Consider the following 14,687-nt stretch of genomic DNA (forward strand, 5'->3'; position numbering starts at 1 on the left):
TGATCCGGTTCATTCTATTCATATTGTATTTGAGGGAAATCTTTGGCGGCTTTAATTCGGTTCACCTGAATAATGTGATGCCTCAGGTGATTGTCGATAAAATCGAACATTTGGAAAACATTTAAATATCCGGCAATCAGATGTTTGAAAATCGCGCTGTCCAAATGGTCTTCAGTTAATTTTCCGAGCATCGATTCGAGCGCATCGCGGTTATCGTTCCAGCGTTTGGCAACATCCCAAAACGTCATCGCGCGGACCGGTTGCGCAAGTCCCTGCGGCGCTTTCACTTTTACCGGCATCCGGAGTGCAACATTCAGCAATTTGCTGCGAATTTTTGCACCAAATCCGGCGTTGGGAAAGGTGGTAGCCTGCAGTTTTTTTTCCAAATATTGCAAAACAGCCGATTCCACCAGCATCAAATGTTGAAGCACCTGAACAATGCTCCAGGCATCGTATGCCGGGCGAAAAGCCATTTGCATCTCATCCAAATCCTGAACATCCACCAACAATTGCTGCCGCAACCGTTCGGATTGTTCAAATCGTTCCCGAATAGCCGGAACCAATTATATTTTCTCCCTTCAATCGCTATTCTCCAAAACAACTAAAGATAAGCGTTTTGAAACAATAGGCAAGAGAAATTGCGCGATTTATCGGTCAGAAAACTGCGAAGATCGCAGTTGGATTCGTCGCTCGAGGCGTTGATAACGTTGAATATTTTGGTGGGCAGATTGTTGAATTTGCGAATAAAACAACCCGTACAGCAGCAGATGGAACAAATTGGTTTTATGTTCAGCCTGTTTTAAGTGATTGATTTTTTTGAGCAATTTGTGCTCTTTCAACTGTTCCCTGCGGGAGCGCCAAAATTGCGGCGCGAACATCCGCACCAGATCGCCTTTGGCGTGTTTTTTGAGCACAGCGCCAATTGAATGTTGGGAAAATTCCTGCCAGGTTAACCGCGATTGGCGAACGGCGGGCACAATTTCCGTTTCGGGAATACCTGCTTTTTCCGCCACCCAGCGCGATGCGCTGAACACGTTTTCCGGCGCTTCCCAATAGCTGCCGGGCACTTTGCCCAGTTCCCACGGATAGTAGCGTCCCGGATAAGCGGCGGAAATCGCCCGGAAAATATTTTTCGCAAATCGTTTTTCAAACACGGTTGCCAACCCGAATTCGCTGAACGTTTTGCGAGTCAGCTCGCGGGTGCGCACTTTTTCCGGCAGTTCGTCCGGATGCCAGCTTTTTTGGTTAATCATCCAGCGGATTGCCGCTGCGGCAGTATCGTTATTCCAGAAATCGAAAGGTACTTTGCCCAGTTCCCACGGTTGTTTTTCGGGATACGCCTCCGCCAGCGCCCGGGAAACCGAGTTATAAAATGTGTTGAACATATATGACAATCCGTTTGCCGCAAAATCGTCCCGGTCGGGTGATTTGCGAAACAGCGCGTCCGGATTCAATTTCAGCCGTTTTTCCACCAACCAGCAAATTGCGTCCACCCGGTTTTGGGGATCATCCCAAAATTGCGGGGCAATTTTACTGTTTTGCCACGGCGCAATCGCCGCCGGAAACGCATTGAGCAGTACGCGATTGGCGGAATAATTGAAATAGCGATACACACTCTGCAATTTGTGGCGGATAAAAAACGTTTCATCTTTTTGATCGAGCACATGTTCCGGCGAAAGTTGCAGCGTTTCGAACAACGTTTGAACCATCACCGCGGCGCGATTGTCGCCATCCGTTTGCAAAAAAGCGGTGGGCAAACTACGCTCCATTCCCAAATAAAATTGCAGGAAAATATGGCGAATCTCCGCATCGCTGAGCGATTGTTCGCTATCGATTTGCGCGAAATTCACAAAATTACCCGACGGAAAATGGGTTTTCAGCAGTTGCACCCGCTGTTCGATGGTTTCAGCGATTTCGGCGAAACTGTGATTTCGGGTAGATTGCCACCAATAGCTCAGCTGATGCTGCCACTCCGGAAAAACCGGCGCGATAATGTTTTGCAGATATTCATTTGATTCGCGGGAAATCAGGTTTTCGAGCGCATCTGCAAGCTCCGGTTGCGGCGATTCCTCATCGATTTCCGGCTCGTCGGCCAGCCATTCCGTATCGCCGTTCAGCGCATCGATGGATACAAATCGCTTTTTGCGGATGTCCGGAAAAAACAAACGTTTAACTTCGTCAATTGCAGATAAAACAAGGGGTTGGTAAACCGACGGCTCGAACGGGATTTGCTGAATCAGCAGCACAACCGGCTCGTGCCCGATCACGGAAAGGCACAAATCGTCGAGTTCAGCGCTGATTTCGCTGTCGTATCCGCGTTGCCGGAAATCACGGCGCAGCAACGTTTCAACCAGTTGCAACGTGCTCTGATAATTTCTGGAAATTACATCTGTGGTTAGCGACATCCCAATCTCCGTTTGGCTTTTTCCCAACGCATTGATCAACGGTTGAAATTTTGAAAAGTTCACACCAAACAGGTATTTGTGGCAAGATTTGCGCTTTTCGCCAGATTTTTGGGCGTAATTTTTGGGGGATTATTAGATTTCAAAGTTTAAAAAGGGGCAAACGGGCGTTTGCCCCAAACATAATTTGTTCAACTTACCACGTCCAAACCACCGGATAAACAACGGAAATAAACAGGAAAAACGCCGAAACCACCATCAATTGCAAAAACAGCGGGAACATAAATCTCAACCAGGTGGTGTAGGGAATTTTCGCCAACGCCAGCATCGCCATCAGCACGCCGGAAGTGGGAATGATCGTGTTCGAAAAACCATCGCCGCAAGTGAACGCAAACACAGCCGATTGGCGGGTAATGCCGAGCACATCTGCCAGCGGTGCCATCAACGGCATAGTTACCGCAGCCTGCCCGGAACCGGACGGGATAAAGAAATTGAGCACCGTTTGAAAGAGGAGCATACCCTGCGCGGCTACGTAATCCGGGAAATGCCGGAGCAGGCTTGCCGCAGAAAAAATGAGCGTATCCAACACCATTGCGTCATCTAATACCACCTGAATGCCTTTGGCGAAGCCAACCACCAACGCCGCAACCACCATTTCTTCCATTCCTTTTATAAATGCTTTGGTGGCTTCATCAATCGATAAACGGCTAAAAATAGTTGCGGCAATGCCCATTAATAAAAATCCGCCGCCCATTTCGGCCATCCACCAGCCCAATTCCTGAACTGCAAAAAGGATAAAAACAAATATAATCAGGCAAACCACAAATGTGTAGATGTGCGCGTTGGTCAATTCGGTTTTTTGAATATCCTGATGGTGCGCTTCCAGTTCAAAATCGTCATGCGGCATGTAGGAATTATTAGGATCTTTTTTGATTTTCGCACCATATCGCAGCACATAAACCAGCGCAACAGCCATGATGCAGACAAAAAACAAAATTCTAAAATGGAAATCGTTGAGCAGTGGCAGTTCGGCAATTCCTTGGGCAATTTGCACAGTAAACGGATTTGTAGTTGCAGATGCAAAACCGACATCCGCGGCTAACATGACCATCGCCAAACCATAGATACGGTCATAACCCAACTCTTTGGAAACGATCAAAAATAGCGGCACCAACGGAATAAATTCCTCACCCATTCCCAATGTTGAGCCACCAATTGCGATAACAATCATTATAATTACCGTTAACAGCCAGCCGGAATCGCGAAAAATATTGAGCAATTTATTGAGCAATGCGATGATCATTCCGGTGCGCTGCAAAATGCCGAACACACCGCCGATCACAAAAATAAAGAAAATGATGTCCGCAGCCTGTTCCATGCCTCTGGGAACGGAGCTTAAAAATCCCTGTAAACTAACCGGGCTGGCTTTACCTTCCACTTTGTCGTCAAATAAAATGCCCTGTGCAGAATAATGTTTGGGAATGGTTTGGTAAGTGCCCGGGACAACCATGGTGCGCGTCAGCGTCCCAACAGTTCGTTCTTCACGATTATATTCGCCGGATGGGATAAAATAAGTGAGCACGCTGCAAAACAAAATAACGCCCAGCAGCAGCACAAATACATGTGGGATCTTGATGCGTTCCAGAAAAGAAGTTGACACGGTGGCTCCTTTTTATTAAAATCAGGTATTCCTATGAAATGCAGTTAACGTACCATTCGACTCTCAAAATGTCAATACTGTTTTTTTTGCTGGATGATGTTCATGTGTATTTTGGACTGATACGAGCCCTCAAAATTTTTGATCAATTATTTGCAACGGTTTTTCGAGTTTGAAATCAAGCTCGAAATAACCACATGTTCAAAAAACGTAAATATCTGATTTTTATAAATTTGATAAGCTTGTTCATTTTCTCAAACTGATGGAGAAAACATTATGCTTAACGACAAATTGCTAGACTTACTGTATTGCCCTGTTGCACCGGAATCAAAATTGCGCCTGAAAAATGAGCAGCGAAACAGCGAATTAATTATTGAAGGCGAGCTGATTTGCGAACAAGAAAACCTGAGTTTCAAAGTTACCCACGGTGTTCCCGATCTGATTCCGTATCATTTGCTCAGCGATGAAAAATGGAAAATGTGGCAAGATCACCTCGAAGGATTTCAGGCGCGGCGGGAACAGCGCGTCAAAAAACCGGAAGAAGTGATCACAAAAATGAGCAACAAATCCAAACCCAACCGTTATTTCGCGGAATTTACCAACATTCGCGAGGGCGTAATGCTGGATATCGGCTGCGGTCCCGGCAAATTCCGGCACAATTTCGATCCGAAAAAAGTGCATTACATCGGTTTGGACCCAATCATTCTGCCGGAAGTGGATGAATTTCCCTTTGTACGGGCGCTGGCGGAATACATTCCGTTTGCAGACAACACGTTCACGGATGTCGTTTCGCTATCCGCGATCGATCATTTCCGGGAACTGGACACATTTTTTGAGGAAGTGATCCGGGTGCTGAAACCGGATGGCAGGCTGCACATTTTGCAAAGCATCCACGAAATTCGCGGACCGATTTCCGCGGCAAAAATGCTCACCCATTATATTAAAGACAAACTGGAAGATCGCGCCACAAAGGTAAAAAACGCGGATGCCCCCAAACACATCTATGAATTTAGCCAGCGATCGCTGATGGATTCCGTAAATAAATATTTTGATGTGATCGCCCGCGATACATACAGCTTTAAATGGTACAGCCCGACCAAAGCGTTTATCACGCTTCGCCCGAAAGCGGAAATTGGTGAGCCGGTTTCCTAACCGAGCAATTTTGTGATAAAAATTTGCAACACATTTGGCTGCAAAACAATAGTGATCGCCGCACCGGCGATTGCGCCCCAAAGGTGCGCTTCGTGATCGATACCCGGCAGCATATTATTTTTTGCGAGATAGTAGCTGCCGGCAACAAACACAATCGCCGCCAGCCATGCGGGCATCGGCAGAATAAAAAACAGCAGCAATTCGACAGTCGGATTGAATAAAATGAAGCTGAACAGCAGCCCGGAAATCGCGCCGGATGCGCCGAGGCTGCGGAATTCCTCATAGTTCTGGCGTCGCCAAACAGAAACGCCCGCACTGATCAGCATCGACCCAAAATACACAATTGCGAAATTTACCGAACCCAACATCCAGCCTTCCAGATAAAACGCAAAATTATAAAACACATACATGTTGATAAACAGGTGAATCCAACTACCGTGGATGAGCCCGTGGGTTATCAATTGGTAATATTTGTTTTGCCGCACAACGGCGTAGGGATGCAGCACCCAATCATACATCAAACTCTGGTTTTTGGCCAGCGCATACCAGCTGATCGCGATGGTGATTACCATAATCACGCCCGAAACCGGCGCCATCACAAACAATTCCCGCAGGGTCATTCCGCCCATATTTTTCGCTCCGATAAATTCTATTATTGCAATAATTTGAAATGCAAAGATAACTGCAACTCGCCACGCTGAAAAGCGGAAAAATAACTCGACATTTTTCAGTTCGTCATATTTGACGACATTCGACGATTTTGGCGAGAAATGGCAGTATTTTCCATGAAACTCAACGGAATTTCGGTGGCACAGATTTCGCAATTTACGAACAAAAACCGAAAACGAAATTCGAAAGTTGAGTGGTGATTGATGAAACGGCAAACCAGTGTTTTCATAATTGCAATTTTTTGGGGATTTTCATCGCTGGCATTCGGGCAGTTCAGGTCGATGCGATCTGATTTTCGATTGTCGAATTCCCGCAACCTGTTCTCTGATTCGATTTCTACAAAAACCGATTCTGCAAAATCAAAACCAGTTGGACCCAAAAAGGCCTTCCTCGGTGCATTTGTGATCGGCGGTTGTTACGGCATTTCAACGGTAAATATTAACATTTGTATGGAAAATTGTCCCACACCAAATCAAGATAAATACAGAACATGGCGTGCGCTAAATATCGGAGGTTTGATTGGTAGTTTTTTTGGCGGAATGAACGATCACCGGAACTCAAAGAAAAAATTGAAAGTTCTTAGGCTGATTGGCGGGAATCTCGTTGGCGGGTTAATTTCCTATCACATTGGAAAGGACAATCCTTTCGGCATCGTCAGTTGGTGCACCCTTCCGCCAATTTTCGGCACTATTGCAATGGCATTTTGAAATGTTCAGTGATCGATATGCTGATCTTTTGGGGCGAGGTGGTTGTAAGCCAGCGTTAGCCCAACCGCGAAAACCGCCGCACCAACGCCCAGTAACGCATTGATATATGGCGGCGCAGTAAGCGCTAACCGGATCATCACTGTGGTAAACGCAAACCCGGAGTTGCGAAACAGCACGTAATAATTGGCGCTGTAACGGGTGGAAATCAAAACGATGAGGATATCCGCAAAAATTAGGATGGTGTAAAACGTGCTGAAAAAATCGAAGGTTTTTTGATGCCCGAGCCACAACAGCACATCGTAACAGCCGATCGCCACAAACGACACCAGCAACACCAGCGACAATCCTTTTTTGGCAACCACAAAGCGGTGCTGCATCTGCCGTGATTTGGTGATTGGACGGTGTTTTTGCAATTGGTAATAATAGCCGAGAATCACAAAAATAACCAGCGCACCGAACGCATCGGAAAGCATGTGCAGCACCGGTTCGGACACATCGCCCCACTGGATCGGCTCGTTAAAATTGGTTAATTCCTTAAATGATGCGCGGAGTAAAATCAGCGAGAGAATTTCTATCTGAATGCCAACGGCGTTGGAAACAGAACGGGCCAGTCCGAAAACCAGCCCGATAATTTCGATAATCAAAACGAATGTAAAAACGATATCAACGGCAAAAAAATGATTGGTCGGAACAGCAGGCGAAACAGCGCCGGGAAGCCAGCCCTGCCGGTTGAACTCTATCACCAACAGTGCCAGCAAAAAAATACCAACCAACACAATCGCGAAGTATTTCCGGGTTCCGTCGTCTTCCCAATAGTGCTCAAACTTGTCGAAGTAGCGTTCCAGAAACATGTGTTTTGCCCATATTAACTAAAACTGTGCAACGGTTTCTGCAATCGTGCCCGTTTGCGGTCGTTTTCGTCGAGATACAGCTTTCGCAACCGGATAGATTTTGGCGTCAGTTCCACCAGTTCGTCATCGTTGATAAATTCCAGCGCTTCTTCCAACGTAAAAATGGTCGGCGGCGCCAGTTTCAACGCTTTATCCGAGCCGGAAGCGCGCATGTTGGTGAGCTTTTTGCCTTTCTGGATATTCACTTCCAGATCTTTTTCTTTGGTGTGTTCGCCGATCACCTGACCTTTGTAAATCATATCGCCGGGGAAAATGAAAAATCTGCCACGATCCTGCAGCGAATCGATAGCGTATCCGGTGGAGGGACCGTCCGCCATGGAAACCAGCGCGCCGGAAGTCCGTTGGGGAATCGATCCTTTGAAAAATTCGTACTGATAAAAACGGTGGTGCATAACGGCTTCGCCGGATGTTGCGGTGAGAATGCGGTTTCGCAAGCCCATCAATCCGCGCGACGGAATGTGGAATTCCAGATGTTGCACCGCGCCTTTCGGCTCCATTTTTTTCATTTCGCCGCGCCGCTGACCGACAAGTTCAATCACTTTTCCGGCGAACTGGTCGGGCACATCAACGATCAATTCTTCCACCGGTTCGGCTTTTTTGCCGTCGATTTCTTTGTAAAGCACTTTAGGCTGACCCACCTGCAATTCGTAGCCTTCGCGACGCATATTTTCCATCAAAATGGACAGGTGCAAAATGCCGCGCCCGTACACTTTGTAGCTGTCCGGCGATCCGGTTTCTTCCACCCGCAGTGCAACGTCGCTCTGCGTTTCTTTGAACAGGCGATCGCGTAACTGGCGCGATGTGACGAATTTGCCTTCGCGTCCGTAAAACGGCGAGTTGTTCACTAAAAATGTCATGCTGATAGTCGGTTCGTCGATGGCGATCAGCTGCAGCGGTTCCGGCTGTTCGGCATCGGCCAGCGTGTCACCGATATCGATATCTTCCACACCGACAACGCCGCAAATATCACCGTTTATCACGCTTTCGGCATTTTCGCGGGCCAAACCTTCAAAAGTATAAATTTGTTTGATATCTACCGGATGTTCCGAGCCGTCGCGTTTAATCACCACCAATTTGTCGTTTTTGTGAATGGCGCCGCGAAATACCCGCCCGATGCCGATTCGCCCGACGTAATCGTTGTAATCGATACTGGTGATTTGCATTTGCGCCGGACCATCGTTCACTTTCGGCGGTTCGATGTGTTTGAGAATCGCGTCCATCAACGGTTCGAGATTTTCGGAGGTTTCGCCAATATTTGCAACAGCCCAGCCATCGCGTCCGCTGGCGTACAGGCAGGGGAAGTCGAGCTGGTCATCGTTAGCTTCCAAATCCACAAACAGGTCGAACACTTCGTTGAGCACTTCGTCCGGGCGGCTGTCCGGGCGATCAACTTTGTTGATCACGACAATCGGTTTCAAATGCAGCGACAACGCTTTTTGCAGCACAAAACGGGTTTGCGGCATGGGACCTTCGAACGCATCCACCAACAGCAACACGCCGTCGGCCATTTTCAGCACGCGTTCCACTTCGCCGCCAAAATCGGCGTGTCCCGGTGTATCGATCAAATTGATTTTAACATCATGATATCGAATGGAAATATTTTTGGAAAAAATCGTTATGCCGCGTTCGCGTTCCAAATCGTTCGAATCCAGAAAGCGTTCCTGCACGACCTGATTTTCCCGGAAAATGTTGCCCTGCTGGAGCATTTGGTCAACCAACGTGGTTTTCCCATGGTCAACGTGCGCAATAATTGCAATATTTCGTAAAGCTGACATAAAAAATACCTTTTCATCAAAATAAAAATTTCAGGATTGGTAAACTTAATTTACCTGAATACAATTCCAAAGTTACACCCTAAAACTACGGCGCACAACTAAAGATGAAATCCGTTGAAAGTCAAGTGAAATAAAATGCCGATCAGTGAGCTATTTCTTGCAAATTGGTGGGCAACAAGTTACATTTTTTTGCGTATAAATCTGTTTGTAAACAGACTATGAATCCTATAAAGTGGCGCTAAATGCAATTTTTTGATACAAACCCCAATCGGTTCCGGATATTTTTTTCGATTCTTGCTGCCAGTATGTTAGTGGTGGCATTTGTAAGTTTGTATCGTTTTGCCAGCTCACCAACGGATGAAAATGTCTTCCGCACCTCGCCCAGCGATTTATACATTACCCACAACATTCCGGCACAACAAATTTTTACCACAGATTTCCCGGCAAGCGAACAACGCCCGAACGTGGTTTTCGATACCATCCGGGTTGGCGATTTGATTTTGAGCATCAACGACGAAGTGATGACGCGCCCGAAACATATTCAGGAATTTTTGGATAAATTATCGCCCGATTCCAGCTTTAACCTGGTTGTATTTCGCCCGTCCATTTCCGACGGGATCGAATTTAAGGTGCAGCGCAGCAGCTTGTCGGATTCCAGTTTCCGGGATATTCCGGCAACGGTTTATGTGAGCCAGGTTACCCGAGGCGGCGCATCCGATCGCGCCGGATTGCAGGTTGGCGATCTCATTCACCGCATCAACAACCAGCGGTTTAAAGATGAAGTGGAAGCGCAGCAAATCCTCCGCGAAGGGCAAAGCGGCAATACGCTGGCATACGATATCATTCGCAATAACAACAACTTAACGCTATCGATCACATTGGCAAGCGTGGGCATTCGGCTGGCTGCGCTGATCCTTATTTTATCCGGATTGGTGTATATTTTGATGGGCATTTTTATTGCCATAATTCGCCCGCAATTTAAAGCGGCGCGGCTGTTGGGGTTGAGTTTTATTGCGTTGGGCTTTTTCCTGATGATTATCTATCCGACAATTTCCAGCCGGTTTACGCCATACGATAATTTCACTTTTTTCCGGGAAGTGTTCACCCTGATTTGTGTATTTTACAGCTTTCCGCTGTGGCTGCACATGGCCCATTACTTTCCCATCGAACGCGATGAATTGCGCAAACGCAAATGGATTCGCTACGGATCGTACGGGTTGGCAACCCTGTTTTTCAGTTTGGTAATTGTTACCGGAAATTACTTTTTCTTCCCCATCGGCTTTATTACTTTGGGTATATACAATAATATACCATGGTTTTTCAGGAAAGAACGCTCGGATGAATACAAAAAATTCAACCGGATCATTTTTCACACATCGCTGGCTATCGGCGCCATTATTTTGCTGATGCTGGTTGGTTTAATTGCATTTGAAGCCACATTTGGTTCCCGCGCACCGGGCGCTCCGCCGCCAAACGGCATTTTCACCGACTTTTTCCGGGGATATTTTGGATTGCCGCTGATGCTGATTCCCTTTGCATATCTGTTTACCATTGGGCATTACCGGCTGCTGGATCTGGATTTGCGGGTGAAACGCAACATCCAATACAGTATCGTTTCGATGATCTGGTCTATCGCTTTGCTGGCAGTTTTGCTGAAAGCGCTGTTTTATCTGCCGGAAATGTCGCTCAATTTACCGAATATCAAATTCGAAGGCTCGTTCATCGAAGTGCTGGATCAACCGATGGATGATCAGGACCGCATCAATACCGAAAAGCTGGCGGTTATCTTTTTGGGCATTTTTCTGACCTGGGGCGCATGGCGATTCCGCCGATTTGTGCAGCGGTTTATCGATTTAAAATTTGATCGCGCCCAATTTGACTATAGAAAGGCAGCCAGCGAGCTGGCGGAAGTAATGGCTGCACAATTCACGATGGAAGCACTGGCAGATGGCATCGTGCGCAAATTGGCTGAGCTGATGCAGGTGAAGCAAGTTGGCGTGCTGTTTTTCCGGAACGAAAAAGAATGTTGCTGCTCCGTTGTGTATGGCTTGCAGGAATCCCGTTGGAAAAATTTTAGCGACAGCATCAATACGCGGATCATCAAAGTTATTCAAACGAATAAAGCAGATTATCGGTTCAGCGTGGATTATTTGCCGGATGATATTCAGGTGTTGTTCGAGCAAAACGGGTTCAAACATATCATCGCGATTCGCTCGAAAGAGAAGCTGGTGGGCGTGCTGCTTATCGGCGAAAAACGTTCTGAATCGCCTTTCCACAAAGATGACCTGATGTTTTTGGCCGCGGTTGCGAAACAGGCGTCCGTCGCCATCGAAAACGCCTTTTTATACGACGAACTCGCCGAGCAGGAACGGATGCGCCACGAATTGAACATCGCCCGGCGGATTCAGCTGGCCTCGCTGCCGCAAACCACACCCAAAATTTCCGGGCTGGATATTGCGGGCATCTCCATTCCGGCGCAGGAAGTGGGCGGCGATTATTACGACTATCTGAACGGCGCGGCAGCGGATCTCACCGTAATCATCGGCGATGTGAGCGGGAAAGGGACATCTGCGGCCTTGTATATGTCCAAGGTTCAGGGCATCATGCGTTCGCTGAATGATTTCGGGCTTTCCCCGCGTGATCTGTTTATCCGCGCCAATCAATTACTCATCAAAGATATGGAAAAACAATCGTTTATCACCGCGATGGGCGCAGCGTTCGACGCCAAAAAACAGGTGATGCAACTGGCGCGTGCCGGACATTCGCCGCTGTATCATTTTTGCGCCGCAACCGGTGCCGTCAATTTGCACACACCCAAAGGCATTGGATTGGGGCTCACCAAATCGGAACATTTTTCGAAATCTCTCGAAGAATTGGAATTGCATTACGCCCCCGGCGATGTGTTTTTGTTTATTACAGACGGCATCACCGAAGCGCAAAATACCGCGCATTTGGAATACGGCGATGCCGAACTATTAGATTTGTTGAAACAATGCAACGGGCACAGCGCCAAACGGCTTCGCGATCAGATTATCGCTTCCGTCAACCAATTTGCCGGTGCCATGCCACAGCATGATGACCTCACGGTTGTCGTCGTAAAAGCCATCTAATTCGCTCACGAGCCCATCCGCAAATGCACCACATTATCAAAACTCAGATCAATTAACCGGCGGAAATCACGTCCGTCAATCGGGCGGCTGATGCCGATGATGTCGTCCTCGTGCGGCACGTACGGTCCAGGGCAGGGATCGAGATCGTCCTCAATTACCCATACTTCGATATCGCGATTGCGGATATCCTCGTAATACAGCAAGTCGCCATCCGGCGTAACAAATTCGGCGTCAACTTCATAAAAAATATCGGGATAGTCCACATGCCTCAACCCGGAATTTTGTCCGGCACATCCCAGCAAGCGCCCGGTGTTGGCATCCACCAGATGCACTTCCACCTCCATCCGCAACACGTCGTATTCGCCGGTTACCTCAATTTCGGTGATATACAGCGGATTCGAATGATGCCCGCCACCGTCCACAATGTGTACATCGCACCCGACAATCAACAACGCCAAAACGATCGTCAAAACCTTTACCCAATATCCTGTTTTCCTGCTCATGCGCTCCATGATCCATCCTTTCGTAGTTGTAATGACGTTATCCTTTCACACAACCACGAATAGATCAATCGCTGTGCCACACCTGAATTCGACTTCAATTTTATCGATCTATTTTCAAAAATATCAATTATTTAAGGGTGTTTTTCAAAACACAGTCAACGTCAACGTAATTAACAAAACGCATTACTCACCCGACGGATCTCGTCAAAATTGTCGAGGATAACCATTGGTGGTTGAACCGAAATTTTTCAATCCTGCAGAAAATTTTCTCGCTTGCAAAACCTTTGCACCGCAACTTAATTTCATGTTTTAATACAACTTGAGAAGAAATCGAGGATGAAATGGCGCTGAAATTATACAACACGCTCACACGACAAAAAGAAGAATTTGTGCCCGTAACGCCCGGAAGGGTTCACATTTACGTTTGCGGACCAACGGTTTACAGCCATGCGCACATCGGTCACGCCAAAAGTTACGTCAATTTTGATGTGATCATCCGCTGGTTCCGCCACCTCGGCTACACAGTGAAATACGTGCAAAACATTACCGATGTCGGGCATTTGGTTGGCGATGCAGACGAAGGTGAAGACAAACTGCAAAAAAAGGCACGGGAAGAGCAACTCGATCCCATGCAGGTGGCAACCACATATACCTGGAGCTATTTCGATGATATGGACGCGCTGGGCGTGCTGCGCCCGGATATTTCGCCGCACGCGACCGGGCATATTATTGAGCAAATCGAGTTGATCAAAACGCTTATCGAAAAAGGATTCGCATACGAATCCAATGGCTCGGTGTATTTTGATGTGCAAAAATTTAAGGATTACGGCAAACTAAGCGGACGCAAAGTTGAAGAGATGGAAGCCGGTGCGCGCATTGCGGTGCATGACGACAAACACCATCCGGCAGATTTCGCGCTGTGGAAAAACGCGGACGACGCACATTTGATGCGTTGGCCATCGCCGTGGGGCATCGGTTATCCCGGCTGGCACATCGAATGCTCGGCGATGGCGATGAAATATCTCGGCGAAACTTTCGATATTCACGGCGGCGGGCTAGACAACATGTTCCCGCATCACGAATGCGAAATCGCCCAAAGCGAAGCCGCAACCGGCAAACCGTTTGTGAAATATTGGCTGCACAACAACACGCTAACGATGAACGGCGAAAAAATGAGCAAATCGCTGGGCAACGTTTTGAACGTAAAAGATGCACTGATGCAATATTCAAAAGAAACACTGCGCACATTTTTGTTGAGTAGCCACTATCGCAGCCGGTTGGATTTCAGCGAAGACGCCGTGAAAGCCGCGGAACAGGGACTTACCCGGCTCACCAACACAGTTAACAGCCTGCAAAAAGCGCAGGCAAACGCGTCCGACACCAAAGATTTTTCCGCGCCCTTTTCGCCGCAATCGTATCGCGATCTGTTTGTTGACGCGATGAACGACGATTTCAATGCGCCAAAAGGTATCGGTGTGCTGTTCGATCTCGCCAAAGCAACCAACTCGTATCTCGCCGATGCAAAAGTGCATCACGCGCCGTTTTTGGCGGAAATTGCAGCGATTTTTCAGGAATTTGGCGTAGATGTGTTGGGAATTATCCCGGAAGGCGGTGCCAAAAATTCAGCAGACCACAGCGACCTCATTGAAAAACTGGTACTGCTAAACATCGATATTCGCGGCGAATTGCGCAAAGCCAAAAACTGGGCGCTTTCCGACAAACTCCGCGACGGGTTGAAAGCCGCCGGCATCACCATCAAAGACAAACCCGACGGCACCGCAGATTGGGAAATTGAGTAATT

At 47.6% G+C, this 14,687-nt stretch carries 11 protein-coding genes; 4 read left to right on the forward strand and 7 right to left on the reverse strand.

Annotation, left to right across the window (positions count from 1 at the left end; translation table 11 throughout):
- Positions 1 to 14: 14 nt before the first annotated feature.
- The 3 genes from H6629_03330 to yfcC form a co-directional block, all read right to left on the reverse strand.
- A complete protein-coding gene (locus H6629_03330; protein MCB9066832.1) occupies positions 15 to 563 on the reverse strand; it encodes a DinB family protein in 549 nt (182 codons plus the stop codon).
- A gap of 84 nt (positions 564 to 647) precedes the next feature.
- Entirely contained in the window at positions 648 to 2,405 is a 1,758-nt protein-coding gene (locus tag H6629_03335) for a hypothetical protein (protein MCB9066833.1), read from the reverse strand.
- 193 nt (positions 2,406 to 2,598) lie between these two features.
- A complete protein-coding gene (gene yfcC / locus H6629_03340; protein ID MCB9066834.1) occupies positions 2,599 to 4,062 on the reverse strand; it encodes a putative basic amino acid antiporter YfcC in 1,464 nt (487 codons plus the stop codon).
- A 273-nt stretch (positions 4,063 to 4,335) separates the two neighbouring features.
- Between yfcC and H6629_03345 the strand changes: the two genes are divergently transcribed.
- The gene (locus tag H6629_03345) at positions 4,336 to 5,211 is read left to right on the forward strand and encodes a methyltransferase domain-containing protein (GenBank protein ID MCB9066835.1); all 876 of its coding nucleotides are present in this window, start codon (positions 4,336 to 4,338) and stop codon (positions 5,209 to 5,211) included.
- Here H6629_03345 and H6629_03350 read toward each other — a convergent pair.
- On the reverse strand, positions 5,208 to 5,840 hold the full coding sequence (locus H6629_03350; protein ID MCB9066836.1) for a rhomboid family intramembrane serine protease: 633 nt from the start codon (positions 5,838 to 5,840) through the stop codon (positions 5,208 to 5,210). The genes H6629_03345 and H6629_03350 overlap by 4 nt on opposite strands.
- Positions 5,841 to 6,179: 339 nt before the next feature.
- On the opposite strand from H6629_03350, the gene H6629_03355 reads away from it, so the two are divergent.
- Positions 6,180 to 6,587, forward strand: a complete 408-nt coding sequence (locus H6629_03355; GenBank protein ID MCB9066837.1) for a hypothetical protein — start codon at positions 6,180 to 6,182, stop codon at positions 6,585 to 6,587.
- A 5-nt stretch (positions 6,588 to 6,592) separates the two neighbouring features.
- Here H6629_03355 and H6629_03360 read toward each other — a convergent pair whose 3' ends face one another.
- Both H6629_03360 and typA read right to left on the reverse strand, forming a co-directional pair.
- Complete coding sequence (locus tag H6629_03360) at positions 6,593 to 7,438, reverse strand: hypothetical protein (protein ID MCB9066838.1); 846 nt, start codon at positions 7,436 to 7,438, stop codon at positions 6,593 to 6,595.
- Positions 7,439 to 7,452: 14 nt separating this feature from the next.
- Positions 7,453 to 9,273, reverse strand: a complete 1,821-nt coding sequence (gene typA, locus H6629_03365; protein ID MCB9066839.1) for a translational GTPase TypA — start codon at positions 9,271 to 9,273, stop codon at positions 7,453 to 7,455.
- Positions 9,274 to 9,515: 242 nt separating this feature from the next.
- On the opposite strand from typA, the gene H6629_03370 reads away from it, so the two are divergent.
- Complete coding sequence (locus H6629_03370) at positions 9,516 to 12,383, forward strand: SpoIIE family protein phosphatase (GenBank protein ID MCB9066840.1); 2,868 nt, start codon at positions 9,516 to 9,518, stop codon at positions 12,381 to 12,383.
- 5 nt (positions 12,384 to 12,388) lie between these two features.
- Here the strand turns inward: H6629_03370 and H6629_03375 are convergent, their stop codons facing one another.
- On the reverse strand, positions 12,389 to 12,886 hold the full coding sequence (locus tag H6629_03375; GenBank protein MCB9066841.1) for a hypothetical protein: 498 nt from the start codon (positions 12,884 to 12,886) through the stop codon (positions 12,389 to 12,391).
- A gap of 341 nt (positions 12,887 to 13,227) precedes the next feature.
- On the opposite strand from H6629_03375, the gene H6629_03380 reads away from it, so the two are divergent.
- The gene (locus tag H6629_03380; protein MCB9066842.1) at positions 13,228 to 14,685 is read left to right on the forward strand and encodes a cysteine--tRNA ligase; all 1,458 of its coding nucleotides are present in this window, start codon (positions 13,228 to 13,230) and stop codon (positions 14,683 to 14,685) included.
- The last annotated feature ends 2 nt before the right edge of the window (positions 14,686 to 14,687 follow it).

It is taken from the genome of Calditrichia bacterium (assembly GCA_020634975.1).
Classification (GTDB): Bacteria; Calditrichota; Calditrichia; order RBG-13-44-9; family J075; genus JACKAQ01.